The sequence below is a fragment of the Streptomyces sp. NBC_01622 genome, from assembly GCF_045209635.1.
In the GTDB taxonomy this organism is placed as follows: domain Bacteria; phylum Actinomycetota; class Actinomycetes; order Streptomycetales; family Streptomycetaceae; genus Streptomyces.
The window spans coordinates 8,865,973-8,887,949 of record NZ_CP109293.1 but is presented as its reverse complement, the minus strand read 5'-3'; the positions used below and the strand labels follow the sequence as shown (position 1 = coordinate 8,887,949).

Genomic DNA, 21,977 nt, shown 5'->3' with positions numbered 1-21,977 from the left:
CGGCTGTTACTCCTGTCAACTACCTTCACGCAAAAGGCACTTGTTGCCACAACCCCTACCCGGGACGGTACGCTCCCCAGCGTTCGCGGGTAACCGATGTGTCGTACGCCATGGCGCACGGGCGCGCGACGGCGGACCATGGCATCACGGTCCCGGTTCCGGGTACTCGCAGGGGCACGCCGGACCCCGGGGCGCTACAGTCGCCCAAACGCATCCCGTAGCCCGGCCCAACGAGCGAGGTACGCAGCGTGTCGGTTCTGGTTCTGATGCTCTCCGTGAGCGCGGCCTGTTGCCTCGGCTTCGGGTTCGTGCTCCAGCAGAACGCGGCCCAGCAGGCACCTCTCAGCGACTTCCTCTCCCCGCGGCTGCTCCTCGACCTGGTGCGGATGCCGCGCTGGCTCGGCGGTATCGGCCTGATGGTCGCGGGCATGGTGCTCGGCGCGACAGCGCTCAGCCACGGCGAGGTCTCCCTCGTCGAACCGCTCCTCGCCACGAACCTCCTCTTCGCGCTCGCCCTCTCCCGCAAGCAGACCCGACAGCCCCTGGGCCGGCAGGGCTGGGCGGGCCTCGCGCTCCTCGCGGGCGGTGTCACCACCTTCATCGTCGCGGGCGAGCCGCGCAGCGGGACGGCGGTCACCAACCCCTTCCGCCACTGGCTGATCATCGGCGCCATGGTGGGCCTCGCCCTCCTCCTCACGACCTACGCCAAGCGCTCCCGCCTCAGCTCGGGCCCGGTCCTGCTGGCCCTGGCCGCCGGTCTCCTCTACGGCGTGCAGGACGCGCTGACCCGGGTCAGCGGCCAGCGCTTCACCGAGGGCGGCTTCGCCCAGCTCCTCACCGGCTGGCAGCCGTACGGCGTGCTGGCGCTCGGGGTGACCGGCCTGGTACTGGTGCAGAGCGCGTTCGAGACCGCTCCCCTGCGCATGTCGCTGCCCGCCCTGACCGCGGCCCAGCCGCTGGCCGGGATCATCTGCGGGGTGGGCTTCCTGGGCGACCGGCTGCGCACCGACACCGGCGCGCTGGCCTGGGAGGCGGTGGGCCTCGCCGGGATCGTCGTGGGCATCCTGCTGCTCGGTATGCACCCCGCGATGCCGCGCGGCACGACAAAGCCGCAGTCGGCCCTGAACCTCCAGCCGCGCTGACCGCCCCTCCCCTGTTTGGATGGGCTCATGAGCGCAGCTGACGAAATCCTCGACATCGTCGACGAGCACGACCAGGTCATCGGCCAATCCGCGCGCGGCGAGGCCTACGCCCGGGGCCTGCGCCACCGCGCGGTCTTCGTCCAGACCCGCGACGCCCAGGGCCGCGTCTTCGTCCACCGCCGCACCCCCACGAAACTCGTCTTCCCCTCCCTCTACGACATGTTCGTCGGCGGGGTGGTCGGCGCGGGCGAGTCCTACGACGACGCGGCCCTGCGCGAGGCCGAGGAGGAACTCGGCGTCACCGGTCTGCCGCAACCCGGCTTCCTCTTCAAGTTCCTGTACGACGACGGCGCCGGGCAGACCTGGTGGTCGGCGGTGTACGAGGTGCGCTGCGAGCTTCCGGTCAGCCCGCAGGTCGAGGAGGTCGACTGGCACGCCTTCCTGGAGGAGGGGGAGATCGTCCGGCGGCTGGACGAGTGGGAGTGGGTGCCGGACGGGCTGGCGGCCTACGAGCGGCTCAAGGCGTACCGGGAAGAAACGGCCGGATAGGGTCCTGCCCGTGATCGATTTTGCACGGAACGTCCGGCTGTGGTTCGCGCCCCAGGAGATCAGCGAGGAGGGCGGCACCCCCGACTACCGGTTCTCACTGGCCAACGAACGCACCTTCCTGGCCTGGCTGCGCACCGCGCTCGCGCTGATCGGCGGGGGCTTCGCGGTCGACCAGTTCCTGCCGGACCTGCGCTGGGCCTGGCGGGTCGGCCTGGCCCTCGCGCTGCTCGCGGCGGGCGTGCTGTGCTCGCTGCGCGCGGTGAACCACTGGGTGCGCTGCGAGCGGGCGATGCGCCGGGGCGAGGATCTGCCGGTGTCGCGTTTCCCGGCGCTGCTGAGCATCGCCGTCGCGATCGTGGCCGTGGCGATGGTGGTCGTCGTACTCGCCGGATGGGAAGGGTGACCCGGGCCCCGGCACCGGACCGCGACCCCGGCCTGCAGCCCGAGCGCACCCGACTGGCCTGGCGCCGCACGACCCTGTCGAGCACGGTAGCCGCGGTCCTCGCGGTGAAGGCCGCACTGCACGGCGGAGTCCGGCCGGAAGGCGTGATCATCTGCGCCCTGTGCTGCGCGCTCTGGCTGGGCTTCCTGGCCCTGGCCCACCACCGCATCACCACCCTCGCGGCCGGCGGCACACCCCCGCCCCTGGCTCCTCGGCACGCCACCGCGACAGTGCTGTGCACGGTGGCCGTGGCGGTATGCGCGGCGGTACTCGTGTACTGAGGGATGAGGCCGGAGCCGTACGGTCGGAGCGCAAACGGACCACTTGCCCGCACCCGCCGACGCACGGCAGCGGGTCGTGGCGGTACGGCGAGCCCGCCGCTCAGCTGGTCCCCACGCCGTGGACTGTGGCAGCAGGCAGAGGGGCGCAACCGCAGCGGGCTCGCCGTATCGCCACGACCCCGACACCCCCACCACCCGCGGCGCCACGCACCCCGGATCACCCGATATAACCGATTCCCGTGGCAGCCTGTGCGACGTCATCGCCCGCACTTCCGAAAGGTGAGCACCATGACCACCCTGCACCTGGAGCACTCCTCCCACGCCCACACCCACGGCCCCGACTGCGGTCACGCCCCCGTCCCGCACGGCGACCACGTCGACTACGCGCACGACGGTCATCTGCACCGCGAGCACGGCGGCCACTGGGACGAGTGCGAGCCGGGCGGCCATGTCGCCCACCAGGAGCACGAGCACCAGCACGGCCAGGACTGCGGCCACGAGAGCGTGCTGCACGGCGACCACGTCGACTACGTCCACGACGGCCACCGGCACGCCCGGCACGACGGCCACTGGGACGACCACTGAACCGGCCCGCACGGCCCGGAACGGCCTGAACGCGTCACCCCGCAGCTCCCCGCAGCCCCGCGCGGGGAGCTGTCGGCCTATCGTGGCCCCGGTCACGTTTCGCTCCCCCACTGGACTACATACCGACCGGTCGGCATGATAGTGCGAGACCTGTTCGTCCGTTCGTAGGAGTGATGTATGAGCCCCGACCACCCGCCCGGACTCGATCTCGGCCGGCTGCGCGGTCTGCTCGACCGCGAGCGGCCCGGTCTGGTGACCGACCCCTTGTCCGGCCGGCTGATCGAGGGCGGACGGTCGAACCTCACCTACGCGGTCACCGACGGCACCACGAAGTGGGTCGTACGACGCCCCCCGCTCGGCCACGTCCTGGCCACCGCACACGACATGAAGCGCGAGCACCGGGTGATCAGCGCCCTGCACCCGACGAACGTGCCGGTACCGAAGCCGGTGCTGCTGTGCGAGGACGACGAGGTGCTCGGGGCGTCCTTCTACGTCATGGAGTTCGTCGAGGGCACCCCGTACCGCACCGCCGACGACCTGGCCCCGCTCGGCCCGGAGCGGACCCGGGGCGCGGTGCTCGAACTGGTCGACACGCTGGTCGAGTTGCACGCGGTGGACCCCGCCGAGGTGGGCCTCGCGGACTTCGGCCGCCCCGAGGGCTTCCTGGACCGCCAACTGCGCCGCTGGGGCAAGCAGTTGGCCGCCTCCCGCAACCGCGAACTGGCCGGCGTCGAAGAGCTGCACGCAGCCCTCGGCCGCCGCCTCCCCGACTCCCCCGCACCGACGGTCGTGCACGGCGACTACCGCCTCGACAACGTACTCATCGGCGAGGACGACAAGATCAGGGCGATCCTCGACTGGGAGATGTCCACGCTCGGCGACCCGCTCACCGACCTGGGCCTGCTGGTGATGTACAGCATCCCGCTGGAGCTGCCCAACTCCCCCATTTCCACCACCGCTTCGGCCCCCGGCCACCCCGCACCGGCCGAGCTGATCGAGCGGTACGCCGCGCGCTCGGGGCGCGATGTGTCGTCGGTCGCCTGGTACACGGCGTTCGCGTGGTTCAAGCTCGCCGTGATCCTGGAGGGCATCCACTACCGCTACACCCTGGGCCAGACCGTCGGCCACGGCTTCGACCGCATCGGCGAACTGGTACCCGTCTTCATCGAGCACGGCCTGACCACCCTTCAGGAAGGCTGATCCACCATGGACTTCGCGTTCGACGCACGCACCGAGGAACTGCGCGCCAAGCTCCTGGCCTTCATGGACGAGTACGTCTATCCGGCCGAGCCGGTCGCCGAGGAGCAGCGCGCCCAGCTGGCCTCGCCCTGGGACACCCCCGCCGTGGTCGGGGAGTTGAAGGCGGAGGCGCGCAGGCAGGGCCTGTGGAACCTCTTCCTGCCGGACGCCGAGTACGGCGGCGGGCTCACCAACCTCCAGTACGCGCCGCTGGCCGAAATCACCGGCCGCTCCCCGCACTTGGCGCCCACCGCGCTGAACTGCGCGGCGCCGGACACCGGCAACATGGAGGTGCTGTACCAGTTCGGCGACGAGCAGCAGAAGAAGCAGTGGCTTGAGCCACTGCTCGCCGGTGAGATCCGCTCCGCGTTCGCGATGACCGAGCCCGAGGTCGCCTCCTCGGACGCCACGAACATCACCACGCTCATCGAGCGCGACGGCGACGACTACGTCATCACCGGCCGCAAGTGGTACATCTCCGGGGCGATGAACCCGGACTGCAAGATCTTCATCGTGATGGGCAAGACGGATCCGGACGGCGCCGACATCCGCCGCCAGCAGTCGATGGTCCTGGTCCCGCGCGACACCCCGGGCGTGACGGTCAGGCGCGCGATGCAGGTCTTCGGCTACGAGGACCACTCGCACGGCGGCCACGCCGAGGTGATCTTCGACCACGCACGCGTGCCGGTGACGAACCTGGTCGGCGAGGAGGGCGGCGGCTTCGCCATCGCCCAGGCGCGGCTCGGTCCGGGCCGCATCCACCACTGCATGCGGCTGATCGGCATGGCCGAGCGGGCGATCGAGCTGATGTGCCAACGGGCCGTCTCCCGCGTCGCGTTCGGCAAGGCGCTGGCCCAACAGGGCGTCGTCCACAACTGGATCGCGGACGCCCGGGTCGCCGTCGAGCAACTGCGGCTGCTGGTCCTGAAGACGGCCTGGATGATGGACACCGTCGGCAACAAGGGCGCCCACACGGAGATCCAGGCCATCAAGATCGCCACGCCCCGCACGGTCGTCGGCATCCTCGACAAGGCGATCCAGCTGCACGGCGCGGGCGGTGTGAGCCAGGACTTCCCGCTGGCCGAGCTGTACGCGAGCGCCCGCACCCTGATGCTGGCCGACGGCCCGGACGAGGTGCACCAACGGTCACTGGCGCGGCGGGAGTTGAAGCAGTACCTGTAGCGCGAAGGGGCTGGAAGGGGTGTGAGCACCCCCTCCAGCCCATTTCCCCCGAGGTGATGGTCAGTTGGGCGTGCTCGCCTTCAGCGTCCAGCCCTGGCGGCAGGTGTGGCCGAAGGTGCCGATGTCGCAGCCCTCGACGGTGAAGACGTAGGCGCCGGTGTTCCGCTCCAGCACCCGGATCCGGCCGGAGGTGCCGCCGCCGAACTCCCGCTGGGTGCCCCCGGGGTCGGAGGCGCTGGCCCAGCGGACCAGGAACGAGTCGTAGCGGTACGGGGCCGTCGTACCCCAGTTGAAGTAGGCGTAGCCGCGGTCCTCCCACGCGGCCACGACCATGTTCGAGCCCTGTCGCCGTGACCAGGTGGCGGTGCCGTAGGTGAAGTACTGGCGCTTTCCGGCGTACACGTTGTTCAGGTACACGTCCTTGGTGTAGCTGGTGGGACAGCCCAGCCAGCCGCCGGCTCCGCCGAGCGCGCTCCAACGCTGGTAGATGTGAGGCTCGTTCACCGCAATACCGCACCCGGCGCGGGCCGGTGTCTGCGCGGCGGCCGGCACCGCCGCCGTGCCGCCGAGAGCGAGCAGGGAGCCCAGGACAACGCCGGTCAGGCGCCGCTTCGTTGACAGCATGGTGTTTCCCCCGTTGGTTCCTGTCCTTCGGTCCGGCGGTGTGCCCGCCGTTCCGCTGCTACGAGCATCACGGCGACGGGGGCCGGGAGTTGAGGGGAAGCCCCCGGGCAACACCGGGGACCTCTCCCGGGTGGTCCGGGAAGCGTTCCCATGACACCCGGGTGCCGCACCCCCACGATGGGACGCATGGACGACCGCGACCGGCGCACCCGGCCCCACACGGCCGCCGCGTACGCGCTGTTGGGGCTGGCGGCCCTCCAAGTGGCCGTCGGGGCGGTCGCGTTGGCGGTGGCCGACGTCCCCGTCGCGGACCTGGTCCACTACGACATGGTCGTCGACCTGGCGGTCGGCCTCGCCTATCCGGTCTGCGGTACGGTGATCGCGCTGCACCGGCCGCGCAATCCCATCGGATGGCTGCTGATCGCCTACGGGCTGGGCCACGCGTTCACCGGCATGTCGATCGGACTGGCCGTCCAGGGGCTGCGGTTGGGCTGGTCGCCGGAGCTGCTGCACGCGGTGACGACCGTCGGCCGCCACACCTGGATCCTCGGCAGTTCCACGGCGTTCGTGCTCGTGTTCTTCCTGTTCCCCGACGGCCGGCTGCCCGACCGCCGCTGGCGCTGGGCCCTGGCCGCCCAACTCCTCTCCTCCCCACTGGACTTCGCGATCTGGGCCCGGGACGACTGGGGCCTGTTCCGCGGCACGCCCGCCCAGCCCTCCTACCTCCCGGTGCCGGACGGCTGGATGCCCCTCCTGCGGGACATCGAGACCGCCAAGGCCTGCCTGGTACTGGCCGCCGTGTTCGCCGTCATGGCCGTCCGCTACCGGCGCGGCGGTGAACAGGACCGCCGCCGACTGCTGTGGCTCATCGCGGGAATGCTGCCGCTGGCGCTGAGCGTGGCCCTGCAGATCCTCGGTTTCCCGGCGGTCTACACCTCGTGCTGCACCTTGTTCCTGCCGACCGCCATCATGATCGCCGTGGTCCGCGAGGAGCTCCTCGACATCCGCCTCGTCGTCTCCCGCAGCCTCCTCTACGGCACCCTCACGGTCGGCGTGATCGTCACGTACGTCGGCCTCGTCACCTCCGTGCAGGCCCTCCTCAACCCCGACCCCGCCCTCCTCGGCCCGGCGTTGATCACCGTCACCCTGGCCCTCGCCTTCGCGCCCGCCCGCCGCCTCCTCCAGAGCACGGTCGACCACGCCCTCTACGGCGACCGGCACGACCCGGTGCGCGCGGTCTCCCGCATCGGCGAACGGCTGGCCGGCACCGGGGTCGACGGGGTCCCGGAGGCCGTCGGCGAGGCGCTGCGGCTGCCGTACGTCTGCGTGGAGTCGAAGTCGGGTGTCACGGACGGGAGTTGGGGCGAGCCGGGGGAACGGATCCACGCCATACCGCTCGACTACGACGGCCGGACCGTCGGCGCGCTGGTGATCGGACTGCGTCCCGGCGAGCAACAGCCCACGCCGGCCGACCTGGCCGTACTCGAACTGCTCGCCGTACCACTGGCCGCCGCACTCCACGCCACCGACCTCACCCGGCAGTTGCAGCACTCCCGGGAGCGGATCGTGGCCGCGCGCGAGGAGGAGCGGCGCCGGATCCGCCGCGATCTGCACGACGGGCTCGGACCGACCCTCGCCGGGGCGGCCTTCCAGGCGGACGCCGTCCGCAATCTGCTGGCCTTCGATCCGGAGCGGGCCGCGGTGCTGCTGGCCGAGTTGCGGTCCGAGGTCGGGGGCGCGGTCGCGGAGGTGCGCCGGCTGGTGGACGGGCTACGGCCCCCGGATCTCGACCAGTTGGGGCTGCTGGGCGCGCTGCGGGAACGCGCGGTACGGCTGTCCTGGCGCGCGGACGGCATCCCGCTCCAGGTGCGGGTCCAGGCACCCGAGCGGCTGCCGGCGCTGCCCGCCGCCGTGGAGGTGGCCGCGTACCGCATCGCGATCGAGGCACTGACCAACGCGGCCCGGCACGCCCGCGCCTCCCGCGTCGACCTGCGCATCGAGATCGGGGACGGGCTGCGCCTGGAGGTGTGCGACGACGGTTCGCCGGTGGGCGAGGAGACCGCGTGGACGCCCGGCGTGGGCATCACGTCGATGCAGGAGCGCGCGGCGGAGCTGGGCGGCCGGTGCATGGCGGGGCGGGGGCGGGTGGTGGCGACGTTGCCGCTGGGAGGGGCGCTGTGACGGGACGAGCACCTTGCGACGAGGAGGACACCGACGCGCTGCGGGTCGTACTCGCCGACGACCATCCCGTGGTCCGCACCGGGCTGGCCGCGCTGCTGGAGTCCGTGCGGGACGGGAGCCCGCGCGTGCGGGTCGTCGGGGTCGCGGCGAGCGGGCGGGAGGCGGTGCGGGCGGCGGTGACCCTGCGTCCGCACGTGGTGGTGATGGACATCCGGATGCCCGACCTGAACGGCATCGAGGCGACCCGGGAGATCGGCCGGGTGGCGCCCCGGGTGGCCGTGCTGATGCTCACGATGGTCGAGGAGGACGACTCGGTGTTCGCGGCGATGCGGGCGGGCGCCCTGGGCTATGTCCTCAAGGGCGCGGGCCAGGACGAGATCGTCCGGGCGATCCGCGCGGTGGCCGCCGGTGAGGCCATCTTCGGCCCCGGTGTCGCCCGGCGGGTGCTCGGACAGCTCAGCAGACCGCCGGACCGGCCGGACCCGTGCCCGACGCTCACCCCGCGCGAACGGGACGTACTCGCCCTGATCGCCGAGGGCCGGCCCAACTCGACGGTGGCCACCCGGCTGGGCCTGTCTCCCAAGACGGTCAGCAACCACATGTCGGCGGTCCTGGCCAAACTGGGCGTCGCGGACCGCGCAGAGGCGGCGGCCTGGGCCCGGGAGGCGGGACTGGGCCACTCACCGGACACGTGAACGCGTTTCAGGGGCGCAGCGCTCGCAGCAGCAGGTCCGCGAGGTGGTCGGCGACTTCCTGGGGGCTGAGGGGGCCGCCCGGCCGGTACCAGGTCGACAGGTGGTGGACCGAGCCGAAGTGGTAGTCCACGACGAGGTCCGCCGGGGTCGCCGTGGAGAAGACGCCCTCGCGCTGGCCCTCCTCGACGAGCGCGCGGAAGCGCTCGTGGTAGCGGCGGCGCTCGGCACGCACCTGTTTGTTCTTCTCCGGGCTCAGATGGTGCATGGACCGGAAGAAGATCGACGCGTCGTCGAGATTGTCGATCGTCGTCACCACGACGTCGGCCGCCGCCGCCCGCAGCCGTTTCTCCACCGGCTCGTCCGCGCCTGCGAACACCTCCAGGCGCTCCATCTGGACGCGCAGCACGCGCGCGTACACCTCGTGCAGGAGGTCGTCCTTGGAGCCGAAGTAGTGGTAGAGCGCCCCCTTGGTGACCCCTGCGGCCTCGACGATCTCCTGCACCGAGGTGCGGTCGTAGCCCTGCTCGGCGAAGAGCCGGGTGGCGGCGGCGAGGAGCCGCTGCGGGACGGGAGCCCCCGCTCCGTCGGTCGTACTGGGCACTGCCGCCACCTGCCTTTCCTAGGTGTTCACTCGCTGTCGTGCGAGCGGGAACGCAGTTCCCGCCGGAGGATCTTCCCACTTGCCGTCTTGGGCAGGTCGGGCAGGATGACCACCTGGCGCGGGTATTTGTAGGCGGCCAGTCTCTCCTTGCAGTACACGGCGAATTCATCGGGGTCGGTTTCGGCGCCCGGACGGAGACTGATGTACGCCTTCACGGTCTCGCCCCGGTACCCGTCGGGCACCCCGACGACGGCCGCCTCGCGCACCGCCGGGTGGGTGTACAACACGTCCTCGACCTCGCGCGGCCACACCTTGAAACCGGACGCGTTGATCATGTCCTTCTTGCGGTCGACGACGTACAGCCAGCCCTCCGGGTCCATGAACCCGATGTCCCCGGTGCGCAGTTCACCGTCCGGGAAGGTCTCGGCCGTGGCCTCGGGGCGCCGCCAGTACCCGGGCACGACCTGCGGCCCACGTACGACGATCTCGCCCTGCTCGCCGAAGGGCACCTCCTCGCCCTGGTCGTCGACGATCCGTACGACGGTGTCGGGCCCCGGCACACCCACGGCCAGCGTCCCGGACGCCGGGTCCACGGGCGCCTCCAGCTGGGGCGGCACGGAGGCGCAGGGCGCGGTGCACTCGGTGAGGCCGTAGCCGTTGCGGATGTACGGCCCGAAGCCGGCCCGGAACTTCTCCACCAGGGCGGGCGGTACCGGCGCGCCGCCGGAGGAGATGTTCCGGAAGGACGCGAAGTGGTCCGGGGTGACGTCCGGGCGCGCGGCGAGCGCCATGAAGGCGGTGGACGGGCCGACCGTGTAGTGCGGCCTGTGCTCGGCGAACGCGTCGAGCACGACCCCGCCCTCGAAGCGGTACACCAGCACCAGCGAACCCCCGCTGACGAGCGAGGCACCCAGCTGGCACACCATCCCGGTGATGTGGAACAGCGGCGCCATCGCGAAGTACACCGGCGGGTCCGGCAGCCCGAGCCCGGTGCGCTGCCGCTCGGCGTTGTACAGGATGTTGCCGTGGGTGTTGGTGGCGCCCTTGGGAGCACCGCTCGTCCCCGAGGTGTAGCTGATCAGCGCGATGTCGGAGGGCACCGGGGCAGGCACTTCGGGCGCCTTGTGCCCCTCCTTCGCGACGGCCACCAGATCCGCCGCGTCCTCGGCCTGCGGAAGCCGCTCGAAGGTGAGCACGCGCGCGTCGCCGCAAGTCTGGAAATCCAACTCACATGCCGTGAGCACGATCCGCACCGGCGACCCGCTCTCCTCAACCGCAGCCACCGTGTCCCGCAGATACGACTCCCACGCGCGAGCGGAACAGATCAGCGCGGCCACCTCGCCGTCCCGCAGGACATGGGTCACCTCGCCCGACTTGTACATGGGGTTGACGGGCACGACGATCGCGCCCGCCTTCCAGGCACCGAGCAGCGCGAGCACGAAGTGCGGCGAGTTCTGCAGCAGGACGGCGACCCGGTCGCCGTGCTCAAGACCCCGCGCGGCCAGATACCCGGCGACGGAGTCGCTCAGCTCGTCGACCTCGCGGTAGCTGAGCCGGCCGTCGAAGTAGGTGAGGAAGGTGCGGTCGGGCGTCTCGGCGACGACCCGCCGCAGGGCGTGGACCAGCGAGTCGTCGGGGCTGACGGGCCCGCGCTGGGCCTCGTTCAGCAGGCCGAGCCAGGGCCGGGCGGCATAGCGGGAGTCGGTCACTCTCCGGCCTCCCACTTCTGCTGGATGTGGTTCATGGTGGTGAGCCAGCGGTCCGGTTCGGCGGCCCTGTGCTGGTAGTACCCGGCGACCTCGGGGTGCGGCAGGATCAGGAAGCGCTCCTCCTCGATCCCCTTCATCAGAGCGTCGGCGACGGCGTCGGGCTCGATCGCGGTCGGCTGCAGCACCAGGTCGCCCGCGCTGCCGGTGGCGGCCAGCATGTCGGTGCGGACACCTTGCGGACAGATGGCGTGGACCTTGATCCCCCGGTGCCGGTACGTCAGCGACAGCCACTCGGCGAAGGCGTACGCGCCGTGCTTGGTGACGCTGTAGGGCGCGGCACCGATCATGGTGAGCAGCCCGGCAGCCGACACGGTGGACACGAACCGCCCACCGCCCCGTTCCAGCCACCCCGGAATCAGCGCCTCCGCGGCCCGCACATGAGCCATCACATTGACGTCCCAGGCCTGCGCCCAGACCTGCTCACCAGCGGCTTCCGACCCACCGGAGCCGAGCCCGGCATTGGCGCAGTAGATGTCGACGGTCCCACCGAGAGCGTCCCGGGCCTCACCGACAACGGCGGAGGCATCCCCGGGCACGGCGATCCCACCGATCTCGTCGGCGACGGCTTTCGCCCGGTCACCGTCCAGATCGTTGACGACGACCCGGGCCCCCTCGGCGGCGAACCGCCGCGCGAGCGCGGCCCCGATGCCACCCCCAGCCCCCGTGACGACCACCCCGGCACCCTGAACGGCTTCCACCATCGGTCTCCTTCGACTGCGGCTCCACTGCACGGCCAGACTAACCGGTCGGTATGTAACACCGGAAGGGCAAGTCTTTCAGGGGCGCGGGGCTGTATCCATTTGCGGCTCCGCCGCGCGGGCGCGAGCAACCACGACCGAGTCGCACCCGGCAAACGACCGGCAGCAGCCCATAACGTGCCGACATGCCCCTCACCAGAAGAACCCTCCTGGCAGCAACCCCGGCGGCAACCCTCACCCCCGCAGCTTCCAAACCCGGCGCTCTGCGAACCGGCTTCGAACAACTCGCCGCACACGACTACGCCCAGCTCAACGGCCGACGCATCGGGATCGTCACCAACCCGACCGGCATCACCAGAGACGCCCACCACATCGTCGACGTCATGCACGCAAGCCCCCACGTGAACCTCACTGCGGTCTTCGGCCCCGAACACGGCTTCCGGGGCACCGCCCAGGCCGGCGGCTCCGAGGGCCGCCACACCGACCCGGCCACCGAACTCACGGTCTACGACACGTACTTGAAGAGCGGTCAACCACTCGCCGACATCTTCAAGGCCTCCGCCGTCGACACCGTCGTCTTCGACATCCAGGACGTGGGCGCCCGCTTCTACACCTACATCTGGACGCTGTACGACTGCATGGAGGCGGCCCAGCTCGCCGGCAAACGCTTCGTCGTGCTCGACCGCCCGAACCCGGCGACCGGCCGCACGGCTCAAGGCCCGGTCCTGCACCGGGAGTTCGCGACCTTCGTCGGCCGGCAGCCGATCGCCCAGGCGCACGGGATGACGGTGGCGGAGCTGGCCCGGTTGTTCAACGGGGAGTTCCTCACGAAACCGGTGCCGCTGGAGACCGTACTGATGACGGGCTGGAAGCGGTCGGAGTTCTACGACGCCTGGTCGCTGCCGTGGGTGCCGCCGAGCCCCAACATGCCGACGCCGGACACCGCCCTCGTGTACTCGGGGACGTGTCTCTTCGAGGGGACGAACCTGTCCGAGGGGCGTGGCACCACCCGCCCCTTCGAACTGCTGGGCGCGGAGGGCATCGACGGCCGTTGGGCGGCGACGCTGAATCAACTCGGCCTGCCCGGTGTGCACTTCAGGGAGGCGTACTTCGCGCCGACGTTCTCCAAGTTCCAGGGGAAGACGGTCGGCGGGGTGCAGATCCATGTGCACGACCGGGCCGCTTTCGACCCCGTGCGCACCGGGATCGCGCTGCTGGTGACCGCCAAGAAGGTCTGGAGCGGCTTCGGTTGGCGCTCGGACCACTGGATCGACAACCTCACCGGGTCGGCGCGGGTGCGTACGGCGATCGACGCGGGCGCGGGCACCGACGAGGTGGTGGCGGGGTGGCAGGAGGAGTTGAGGGTGTTCCGGGGGATTCGAACTGAATACCTCCTCTACAAGTGAGTCGTGACGTATGGCCAATCTTCACCGGTAGCGGGACGATGCGCCCACATCGAGCCGCTCCGGGGGACGAGGAGGCCGGTCATGGCGGATCCGGCGATGAGTGTGAGCCCTTATTGGGAGTTGACCTTCGACGCCGACGGAGACGTCGACCAGGGGGAATGCGATCGGCTGCTGCGCGAGGTGCGGCAGCGCGGGGTCGGTGACCTGATCGTGTTCTCGCACGGATGGAACAGCCAACGCGCCGGTGCCACGCGGCTCTACAGCCGCTTCTTCGCACCGATTCCGAAGCTCGCGCCGAAGGCCCGCATCGGGTACGTGGGCGTGATCTGGCCATCGATGGAGTTCCCGGACCAGCCGATCCCGGACTTCCCGCACACACGGGCCACCGTTGCCGGGCCGACGGCGGCTCCGGCGCTCGACGACGACACCCGGCACACACTCCTGGACACTTTCCCGGGCAACGCGACGCTGATCGAACAGATCGCCCGCATGCTGGACCAACAGCCCGCCCAGGACGCCGAGTTGGAGGAATTCGGGCGGCTGGTGCGGACGCTCGTGGAGGTGGTGCCGCCCGGGCCGCAGGCGCAGTTCGGCGCGGACACGATGGCGGAGGGGCTGCCGCAGTGCGAGCCGCGGATGCTCGCCGTCGGCTGCACGGCCGAGGTCTGCGACCAGTTCGCGCAGGCCCTGGAGCATCTCGCGTCGCCCCAACCACCGGGCACCACCGTGGAGTTCACGCTGCCGAACCCCTGGAAGGGGGCGCGGGAGATGCTCCGGCAGGCGGCGTACTACGCGATGAAGCGGCGCGCGGGCACCGTCGGCGAGCGGGGGCTCGGACCGGTGATCGGGCGGCTCGCGGGGGTGGCGCCGGAGGTCCGGGTGCATCTCGTGGGGCACAGTTTCGGCGGGCGCCTGGTGTCGTTCGCGCTACGGGGTCTGCCCGAAGGCGTGCGCTCGGTCAAGTCGGTGACGCTGCTCCAAGGGGCCTTCTCGCACTACGCGTTCGCGTCCCGGCTGCCGGACGACGCGCGCACCGGGGGTGTGCTGCAGGGGCAGCAGAACCGGGTCGACGGTCCGCTGGTGTGCTGCTACTCGCACTTCGACTCGGCTCTCGGCACGATCTATCCGCTGGCCTCGCGGATGACGGACGACGACCGCTCGTTCGCCGCGTTCGACATCGGCCGGGTGCTGGGCGACAAGTGGGGCGCGATGGGCCACGACGGGGTGCGCGCGGTACCCGGCACCCAGGCGCTGACGCTGGCCGAGGCCCTCGACTCGCCGCTGCCGACGTCGGGTTGTGTGAACGTCGACGCCTGCGCGGTGGTGTGTCACGGTGGCGCCCCGAACGGGGCGCACAGCGACATCGTGCACCCGGAACTGGCCCGGGTGGTGCTGGCGGCGGGCCGGATCGGCCGGCCCACCGCCGCTACGGCGTCACCGGTGTGACGTGTACTCCACCACCTGCTGGAAGGTGGGCCGGTTCTGCCAACTGATGTTGTAGTGCTTGATGCCGCCCAGGGTGCGCTGGACGATCGAGTCGGCGCACCACTGGTCGCCCGCCGAGCACAGGGAGTCCCCGGGGTAGACCGTGGCCGCGGTGGCGCCGGCCGCAGTCTTCAGGGTGCTGATGAGGATGTCCCGGCAGGCGCTGAGGCTGCCGCCGCCGCAGTACTGCTCGGCGAGCGGTCCCGAGACGGTCTGTCCGAGCACGGACCGGATGTCCTTGTCGACGTAGCTCCACCAGCCGTACTGGAAGGAGCTTCCGGCGTGCGACCCGGTCGGGCCGTGGGCGGCCGACGGGGTCTCGTCGATGTACAGGTTGTTGGTGAACGCGGTGTACAGGCTGTCACCGAGGCCGGGTTGGAACTCGGCCTTGACCAGCGCAGGCCACCAGGCGTCCAGGATCCGGATGGCGTCGGAGTTGGCGTAGGTCTTGGACCCGGCCGAGGTCTCGGTGCGCTTGCCGCCCGCGGTCAGCCAGGTCTGCAGCTTGGTGACGGCCGCTGCCGCGGTGGTGTCGGTGACCGTACTGCTGTTGATCACCTTCAGGAGGTCGGGCAGTACGTCCTCGGCGCGCAGGTCGGTGAGCGAGGCGTCCGACATGGCCTTCACCAGCGCGGATCTGGTGACCCCGCCGGCCGCGACGAGTTTCTTCACCCGGTCGTCGAGGAGGTTGCCCCGGTGGACGGAGCCGTCACCCCAGCTCGCGGTCGTGTAGTTGAGGGCCTGTTTGTTGTTCCAGGAGATGTAGTAGTCCTGGTCGATGGAGTTGGGGTGCGCGGAGGCAGGGGTGTAGTCGGAGGTGTTCGTGGTGGGGTCCCAGTTCTGCCACTCGTAGGCGGCCTGGCCCCAGACCGGGAACTCGGGGTCGACACCGCTCGCCCGCACCGGGTTGTTGCCGCTGTTGTAGTACGCGGTGTGCTGGGAGTCGGCGTAGAACCAGTTGAACGTGAAGTTGATGTGCTGCGCGGCGGTCTGGAAGGTCTGCGGACTCTTCACGTAGTCCGGGTCGTTGAGCATCTGGAAGCCGATGATCGAGTCGGCTTCATGCATGTAGGAGGAGCGCAGGGTGGTGTAGGCGACCTTTTTCCCGCCGACGGTGGCCCGGTATTCGACGGGTCCGTACTTGGTCTTCCACACTCTCATCGTGTAGGACCCGGCCGCGGTGCCGTCGGCCGTGGTGGGCTTCCAGGAGTTCTTCTGCTCGATCTCGTCCATGGCCGTGCAGGTGCCGTGGAAGAGGTAGTGGTAGTCGTCCTGACAGAGTTCGACGGCGTAGGAGTCGATGATGTCCTGGCCGGAGGTGGTGGCGGACCACGAGTAGTCCTGGCCGCGGCCGAGTTCGACGTACATGCTCAGACCCGCGAAGGAGGCGCCGCGGGCGCTGATGCCCGGGCCCTGGATCTCCTGGAGCATGAGCAACTGGGGTGCGAAGTAGCCCGTTTGGGGTCCGAAGACGGCGATCGGGTGGCCGCTCGCGGTGTACTTGCCGCTCACCACAAGGGCGTTGGACATCCCGCGCTTGGCGGAGCTGAGGGCGGTCGCGGTCGCCGCGGCGGAGGCGGCGTCGGCGCTCTGGTCGGCGCCGGTGCCCGTGGCGTCGTAGACAAGTGGCTCGGTCGTCACCGAACCGGCGTCCGGCAGAGCCTCGCCCTGGGCGGTGGTGGGCTTGGTGCCGTAGGGGAAGCTCTCGCCGTTGTGGACGGTGAGCACGGCCTCGGCGTCGTTGCGTTCGCGGAAGGACTCCCAGACCTTGGTGCCCTCCGTCACGCCGTACTTCTCCTGGGCGGCGAGCAGGGAGACGGCGTTGTTGACCTCGCCGCCACCGCCGGAGCCGAACAGGGTGCCGATGACGGAGGCCAGCGCGACCAGGTCGGTGATCTTGAAGTGGTCGATCGTGCCGGCGTTGGTGATTGAGTCCTTGTGGCCGGTGAGGACGTACTCGCCGGGGAAGTAACGGCCGCTGTCCGAGGCGTCGATGTAGGCGTTGATGCCGGCCAGATAGGCGTTGGCGTCGGCGAGGGCCTGCTGGCCGCGGGCGCCGTTGTTGGCGACGGCGTTGTCGATCTGGGACTGCAACTCGGCCTCGGAGTACGGGGCGTTGCGGTAGAACTCCTGCTCAAGGCCCTGGTTGGCGGCGACGCCGCCCGCGAAGGTGGTGAGCTGGCCGCGTCCGACGTGCCGGAAGACGTCCATCAGCCACAGCCGGTCCTCGGCCGCCGCGTAGCCGGCGCCGTACTCGGTGCCGTAGCGCGTGGTGCCTGTGATGTGCGGCACACCGGTCGCCTTGTCGCGGACGATCGTCACATCGGTGCGGCCGCTCGGGCTCTCGGTCGAGGCGACCTGGTCGGAAGCGACCCCGAACGACGCGTCGTTGAAGAAGGTGTTGATCTTCGCGTCGGTCAGCGTGGAGGCGCCCGTGGCCAGGTTGGCGTAGGGGCCGAGCTGGTCCTCGGCGTGCGCGGGCTCCACTCCGAAGGCCTGGTTGAGAAGGATCTGGGCGAGGGTCGCGTTGCCGTTCTCGCCGGCCGGGAGGATGTCCGAGCACTGGCCGCCGCAGTAGTCGTTCGAGGCGGTAGCAGCCGTGGCGGTCCCCTGGGCAAGAGGAGACAAAAGGGCGGCAATGAGGGCGCATACGGATGCGGCCTTCAGGAACCCGGGGAATCTGCCGGGAGTTCTCAGTCTGTCGAGCAAGTTACGTGGGGTGCGCCGAGGCATAACGGCTCCTACCGACGGGGGTGTGGCCGGACGTTACCGCCGGTATCCCCGGGATTGAAGATGAACATGCGTCAAGTTTTGGATGAGCAGGAGCGGCTTATGGGGGCCATCGGAAATCGGATGGAGCCAAATCGCTTGTCGATACGTCTATTCGGCGACGTCCGTACGACGACGCCGAGGTGACCGAAGTACAGGTGCAGGTGTGACGGAGGTGCAGGGCGATGGCCGGTTTCCGGAGTCTGGCGAGACAGGTGCGAGACCCTCGGTGCGATCTGGCGCTGCGGCGCTACTCGCTGCGCAAGTGCCTTGAGCGGTTCGCCCCTTATGGGCACAGGGCGACCTGGGACCACTTGAGCTCCCGGGCCGGGTTCGGACCCGAGGACCGCTCCCCCGACCCGGCGCGGCTCGTGGCCGCACTGGACGAGTTGGAGGAGGCGCGCAAGGTCTGGCTCGCCTACGAGGCAGGGTTCGCCGAGCGCCGCAAGAAGGAGAAGCACGACGGGCTCCGCCGCCCGGGCAGCGTGGACGACTGGCACCGGCTGACCTGGGGCGGCTTCGGTGTCGCCTGGTGCGACGACCCCCGTCTCCACCCCCATGAACCACTGGCCGAGGTGCTGCGACGGCTGATCGCCGCCCTGGAGCGCGAACCGGGTTCCGTGTGCCCGGTGTGCGCCGGGGAGCGCCTCCTGTGGAAGTACGACCTGGCCCACGAACCGTCCTCGGGCCCGGTCTGCACCGACTGCGGCATCGTCGTCCCGCGTCCGGTGCTCACGCCCGAGGCCCTGGCCTACGCCAGGCGCGGACGGCTGCTGATGTCGGCCTGAACCGGGGCAAACGAAGAAGGGCGCCAGGGGTGCGCCGGGGATGCCGCACCCCCTTTTGACCGAGCCGGTTTGCCCTTGCTGTCGCAACGGCCGAGGCTGCCGACGGCGATCCGTCGACAGCCCCGAAGCGGTGCGCCACTGGTGTCAGCCGGCCTTCCAGACGTCGGCGAAGCTGCCGCCGGAGATCGAGCCCGGCTGGGCCCGTACGGCGGAGCTGCTGCTCTTCGTCATGACGATCTCGTTCGGCGAGTAGGTGTCCAGGTAGCTGCCGTTGGCCTTGGCGCCGGTGAAGGTCACGGTGCCGAAGTCGGCGAGGGTCATGGTGAAGGTGGAGCCGGTGTAGGTCACGGTCGCGGTGAACTTGTCGCCGCCCTTGACGGTGACACCGGAGTACGCGCTCTCGGAGGCGGGCAGCACCTCCCACCAGGCGCCGTAGGTGGCCTTGCCGCCGATGCACTCGGCTTCCGTACCGGTCTGCTCCAGCGCGGAGTTGCTGTAGCCGTCGAGGCCGACCCAGAACGACGAGTACGTGGTGGCCGAGGAGCAGGTGACGGTCGGCTGGGTCCAGGACGAGGTCACCGATGTGTGGGCGCCGGTCGAGCCGGTGGCCGCGTAGCCGGACCAGTTGGCGGACGAGACGGTGACGTCGTCCCGATGCGCGAACACCTCCTGGAAGTCCGGTTCGCGAAGGGGCGTTGCCGCGCGCGCTACTCGTTCCGCACGAACGGCCTCGACTCCCACGCCGGTGCCGGGCGGCCCAGGGTGCACACGGTGGCGTTGGGGGTGGGGCCCTGTCGGGTCGGGATTCGGTGGGTATGGGCGTGAGAGGGCGTTGTCAGTGGCGGGTGGCACCATCGAGGCATGGTGCAGGTCTGTCTCAACGGGGTCCGTGGGGCCGTCGACGGGGTGATGGTGCCGGTCTCGCCGGGGGCGATGGCCGACGCCGCGGCCGAGGCCGTCGCGGTGGGGGCCACGGATGTGCACGTCCATCCCAAGTCCCCTTGCGGGGACGACACGTTGTCGCCGCGCGTCCTCGCGGTGACGCTCGACGTGATACGGGCGCGGGTGACCGTGCCGGTCGGTGTGACCACCGGTGCCTGGGCCGAGCCGGAGCCCGCCGCCCGGCTGGAGCGGGTGCGCGGCTGGACCGTGCTGCCCGACCACGCCTCGGTCAACTGGCACGAGCCGGGCGCCGAGGAGGTCGCGGCGGCGCTGCTGGACCGGGGCGTCGGCGTGGAGGCCGGCATCTGGTCCGGCACTGACGGGGCCGCCCGGTTCGCCGTCTCACCGCTCCGCTCGAAGGTGCTGCGGGTCCTCGCGGAGGTGACCGACCCCGATGCGGATACGGCCGAAGCGTCCGCCCGCGCGCTCCTCACCGAGCTCGGCACCGATCACGGCCGCCCGGTGCTGCTGCACGGTGAGGACGGCGGTGCCTGGCCGGTGCTCCGGCTCGCGGGGCGGCTGGGGCTCGCGACCCGCATCGGCCTGGAGGACACCCTGTTCCTACCGGACGGTGAACGGGCCCTGTCCAACACCCAGTTGGTCGCCGAGGCGCTGGTCCAGTACGGATGTCACGACGGCGCCGCATAACAGCTGACGGCCACCGTCTGATGGGGGCTCCATCGCTGCTCGACCGTGGCCATCAGTTCCCAGCCCAGCCGCTCGTACAGGGCGGCCGCGGCGGTATCGGTGGTGACGACGTCGAGCACCGGATGCAGGCCGTGCCGCCGCGCCTCCCGCACCGCCCGGCCGATCAGCAGTGCGCCGATCCGCCGCCCCCTCGCCTGCGGGGAGACGAACAGTCTGCCGACCACGGCGGTCGTGCCCGGCGGCGCCCCCTTCCGCTCGCTCCACAACACGGGTGCGAGATCGCCTTCGCCGACCCGCGACAGACTGACGTGTCCGACGAGGCGGCCCTCGAGTTCGGCGACCCAGGAGCCCAGCGAGGGACCATGTGTCAGCCACTCACCGGGCCGGTCGGGCCAGTTGACCGGATAGCCGTCGTGCGCGTGGACCTCCGCGAGGATCCGCACGCACTCCTCGACATCGCCGTCGGCTCTCTCCCGGATGTTCACTCGGGAATGGAAACACAGGCAACGGAGTCACGACCAACCGGTTTCGACGTCGGCCGTAGCAGCCGATATTCCCCTCGCTCAACCCGTTTCGTGTCAGGACAGTTGAGGGCGATGAAACCCAGCTGAGGAACCCGAGGAGTCCCGATGTCGACGCTGCGCGTCACCGCCGAAGTGCTGACCGTCCATGAACACCCGAACGCCGACGCCCTCGAACTGGCCCAGGTCGGTTTGTACCGGGCCGTCGTCGCCAAGGGCGAGTACCGCACCGGTGACACCGCCGTCTACATCCCGGAGCAGTCCGTGCTCCCGGCCGCGCTGATCGAGGAGTTGGGGCTCACCGGACGCCTCGCGGGGAGCAACGCCGACCGGGTCAAAGCGGTGCGCCTGCGCGGTGAGCTGTCGCAGGGCATCGTGTGCCGGCCCAAGGCGCTCGCGGACGTGGATCTGGCCCGGGCCGCCCTGGACGGCACCGACTTCGCGGAACTGCTCGGCATCGTCAAGTGGGTACCGCCGATCCCGCCCACGATGGACGGAGACGTCGAGTCCGCGCCCGATCTGCTGCCCTGGGTGGACATCGAGAACATCCAGCGGTTTCCCGGGATATTCGAACCGGGCGAGGCTGTGGTCCTGACCGAGAAACTGCACGGCTCCGCCTGCCTGCTCACCTACTTCGCCGAGGACGGCCGCGTCCAGGTCTCCTCGAAGGGCTTCGGCGCCAAGTCCCTTGCCCTGAAAGAGGATCCGCGCAATCTGTACTGGCGGGCGGTCCTCGGCCACGGCGTCCCCGAGGCCGCCGCCCGTCTCGCCGAACGGCTCGGCGCGCGCCGGGTCGGAATCTTCGGCGAGGTCTACGGCGCGGGCGTGCAGGACCTGTCCTACGGCGCCGACGGACGCCGCGAGTCGCTGGGCTACGCCGTGTTCGACGTCTCCGCCGAGATCGACGGAGCCGTGCGCTGGCTGGACGCGGCCGAACTCCTCGACGGGGAGCTGCCGTTGGTGCCACGACTCCACGAGGGACCGTACGACATCGAGCGGGTGCTGGAGGTCGCGAGCGGACGGGAGACCGTGTCCGGGCGGGGGCTGCATCTGCGGGAGGGCGTCGTGATCCGCCCCGCCGTGGAGCGCTACAGCCCCGTGACCGGCGGCCGGGCGATCGCCAAGGCGGTCAGCGCCGCGTATCTGACACGGAAGGGCGGCACCGAGTACGAGTGAGGCCCGGGCGCGCGCAGCCCTCGACGCGGTGCGCGTGAACCCCTCGGCGCGGTGCGCGTGACGCGCCAACGCGCGAAACCCTCGTCGCGGTGCGCGTGACGGCCGTCGCGTGAACCGCTCGTCGCGGTACAGGTGACGGCCGACGCACGAAGCCCTCGGCGCGGTGCGCATGACGCCTTGGCGCGCGCAGCCATCGGCGCGGTGCGCGTAGCAGCCGGCACACGAACCATCGCGGTGCGAGTGACGGCCGACGT

Annotated in this window: 21 protein-coding genes; 14 read left to right on the top strand and 7 right to left on the bottom strand. The window is 70.6% G+C overall.

Annotated features, from left to right (window positions below; genetic code table 11):
- The first annotated feature begins 248 nt into the window (after positions 1–248).
- The 7 genes from OH768_RS41215 to OH768_RS41185 all read left to right on the top strand — a co-directional run bounded on the left by OH768_RS41215 (position 249) and on the right by OH768_RS41185 (position 5,420).
- Positions 249–1,142 carry a DMT family transporter gene (locus OH768_RS41215; protein WP_406461527.1) on the top strand — a complete coding sequence of 298 codons (894 nt, stop codon included), beginning with the start codon at positions 249–251 and terminating at the stop codon, positions 1,140–1,142.
- Between the two features lie 27 nt (positions 1,143–1,169).
- A complete protein-coding gene (locus OH768_RS41210) occupies positions 1,170–1,691 on the top strand; it encodes an NUDIX hydrolase (protein ID WP_406461526.1) in 522 nt (173 codons plus the stop codon).
- A 10-nt stretch (positions 1,692–1,701) separates the two neighbouring features.
- Positions 1,702–2,094, top strand: a complete 393-nt coding sequence (locus tag OH768_RS41205) for a YidH family protein (protein WP_093624836.1) — start codon at positions 1,702–1,704, stop codon at positions 2,092–2,094.
- A complete protein-coding gene (locus OH768_RS41200; RefSeq protein WP_406461524.1) occupies positions 2,082–2,414 on the top strand; it encodes a DUF202 domain-containing protein in 333 nt (110 codons plus the stop codon). Before OH768_RS41205 ends, OH768_RS41200 begins: the two co-directional genes overlap by 13 nt.
- Positions 2,415–2,702: 288 nt before the next feature.
- Positions 2,703–2,999 carry a hypothetical protein gene (locus OH768_RS41195; protein ID WP_406461523.1) on the top strand — a complete coding sequence of 99 codons (297 nt, stop codon included), beginning with the start codon at positions 2,703–2,705 and terminating at the stop codon, positions 2,997–2,999.
- A 177-nt stretch (positions 3,000–3,176) separates the two neighbouring features.
- Positions 3,177–4,199 carry a phosphotransferase family protein gene (locus tag OH768_RS41190; RefSeq protein WP_406461522.1) on the top strand — a complete coding sequence of 341 codons (1,023 nt, stop codon included), beginning with the start codon at positions 3,177–3,179 and terminating at the stop codon, positions 4,197–4,199.
- Between the two features lie 6 nt (positions 4,200–4,205).
- Positions 4,206–5,420 carry an acyl-CoA dehydrogenase family protein gene (locus OH768_RS41185; protein WP_406461521.1) on the top strand — a complete coding sequence of 405 codons (1,215 nt, stop codon included), beginning with the start codon at positions 4,206–4,208 and terminating at the stop codon, positions 5,418–5,420.
- 60 nt (positions 5,421–5,480) lie between these two features.
- On the opposite strand, the gene OH768_RS41180 is transcribed toward OH768_RS41185, so the two are convergent.
- A complete protein-coding gene (locus tag OH768_RS41180) occupies positions 5,481–6,044 on the bottom strand; it encodes a hypothetical protein (RefSeq protein WP_406461520.1) in 564 nt (187 codons plus the stop codon).
- 186 nt (positions 6,045–6,230) lie between these two features.
- Between OH768_RS41180 and OH768_RS41175 the strand changes: the two genes are divergently transcribed.
- Together OH768_RS41175 and OH768_RS41170 are read left to right on the top strand one after the other, a co-directional pair.
- Positions 6,231–8,225 carry a sensor histidine kinase gene (locus tag OH768_RS41175; protein ID WP_406461518.1) on the top strand — a complete coding sequence of 665 codons (1,995 nt, stop codon included), beginning with the start codon at positions 6,231–6,233 and terminating at the stop codon, positions 8,223–8,225.
- On the top strand, positions 8,222–8,920 hold the full coding sequence (locus OH768_RS41170; protein ID WP_406461517.1) for a response regulator: 699 nt from the start codon (positions 8,222–8,224) through the stop codon (positions 8,918–8,920). The genes OH768_RS41175 and OH768_RS41170 overlap by 4 nt, the downstream gene beginning before the upstream one ends.
- A gap of 7 nt (positions 8,921–8,927) precedes the next feature.
- Here the strand turns inward: OH768_RS41170 and OH768_RS41165 are convergent, their stop codons facing one another.
- Genes OH768_RS41165 through OH768_RS41155 form a run of 3 tightly spaced genes read right to left on the bottom strand, consistent with a single transcriptional unit; the run spans position 8,928 to position 11,991 of the window.
- Positions 8,928–9,521: a TetR/AcrR family transcriptional regulator gene (locus OH768_RS41165; protein WP_406461516.1), complete on the bottom strand. Its 594-nt coding sequence runs from the start codon at positions 9,519–9,521 to the stop codon at positions 8,928–8,930.
- 26 nt (positions 9,522–9,547) lie between these two features.
- Positions 9,548–11,230, bottom strand: a complete 1,683-nt coding sequence (locus OH768_RS41160; protein ID WP_406461515.1) for a class I adenylate-forming enzyme family protein — start codon at positions 11,228–11,230, stop codon at positions 9,548–9,550.
- The gene (locus OH768_RS41155) at positions 11,227–11,991 is read right to left on the bottom strand and encodes an SDR family oxidoreductase (RefSeq protein ID WP_406461514.1); all 765 of its coding nucleotides are present in this window, start codon (positions 11,989–11,991) and stop codon (positions 11,227–11,229) included. Before OH768_RS41155 ends, OH768_RS41160 begins: the two co-directional genes overlap by 4 nt.
- Positions 11,992–12,173: 182 nt before the next feature.
- Between OH768_RS41155 and OH768_RS41150 the strand changes: the two genes are divergently transcribed.
- Positions 12,174–13,394, top strand: coding sequence for an exo-beta-N-acetylmuramidase NamZ domain-containing protein (locus tag OH768_RS41150; protein WP_406461512.1), 1,221 nt, complete (start codon positions 12,174–12,176; stop codon positions 13,392–13,394).
- Positions 13,395–13,475: 81 nt separating this feature from the next.
- A complete protein-coding gene (locus OH768_RS41145; protein WP_406461510.1) occupies positions 13,476–14,840 on the top strand; it encodes a serine-threonine protein kinase in 1,365 nt (454 codons plus the stop codon).
- Here OH768_RS41145 and OH768_RS41140 read toward each other — a convergent pair.
- On the bottom strand, positions 14,829–17,612 hold the full coding sequence (locus OH768_RS41140) for a penicillin acylase family protein (RefSeq protein ID WP_406461508.1): 2,784 nt from the start codon (positions 17,610–17,612) through the stop codon (positions 14,829–14,831). The genes OH768_RS41145 and OH768_RS41140 overlap by 12 nt on opposite strands.
- Positions 17,613–17,833: 221 nt before the next feature.
- Here OH768_RS41140 and OH768_RS41135 point away from each other — a divergent pair, with 221 nt between their 5' ends.
- Positions 17,834–18,436, top strand: coding sequence for a hypothetical protein (locus tag OH768_RS41135; RefSeq protein WP_381245756.1), 603 nt, complete (start codon positions 17,834–17,836; stop codon positions 18,434–18,436).
- A 144-nt stretch (positions 18,437–18,580) separates the two neighbouring features.
- Here the strand turns inward: OH768_RS41135 and OH768_RS41130 are convergent, their stop codons facing one another.
- Complete coding sequence (locus OH768_RS41130) at positions 18,581–19,102, bottom strand: G1 family glutamic endopeptidase (RefSeq protein ID WP_406461507.1); 522 nt, start codon at positions 19,100–19,102, stop codon at positions 18,581–18,583.
- Between the two features lie 195 nt (positions 19,103–19,297).
- On the opposite strand from OH768_RS41130, the gene OH768_RS41125 reads away from it, so the two are divergent.
- Positions 19,298–20,026 carry a 3-keto-5-aminohexanoate cleavage protein gene (locus OH768_RS41125; RefSeq protein ID WP_406461505.1) on the top strand — a complete coding sequence of 243 codons (729 nt, stop codon included), beginning with the start codon at positions 19,298–19,300 and terminating at the stop codon, positions 20,024–20,026.
- Here the strand turns inward: OH768_RS41125 and OH768_RS41120 are convergent.
- Positions 20,008–20,469 carry a GNAT family N-acetyltransferase gene (locus OH768_RS41120; RefSeq protein WP_406465661.1) on the bottom strand — a complete coding sequence of 154 codons (462 nt, stop codon included), beginning with the start codon at positions 20,467–20,469 and terminating at the stop codon, positions 20,008–20,010. The genes OH768_RS41125 and OH768_RS41120 overlap by 19 nt on opposite strands.
- 186 nt (positions 20,470–20,655) lie before the next feature.
- Between OH768_RS41120 and OH768_RS41115 the strand changes: the two genes are divergently transcribed.
- Positions 20,656–21,723, top strand: a complete 1,068-nt coding sequence (locus OH768_RS41115) for an RNA ligase (ATP) (protein WP_406461503.1) — start codon at positions 20,656–20,658, stop codon at positions 21,721–21,723.
- Positions 21,724–21,977 lie beyond the last annotated feature (254 nt).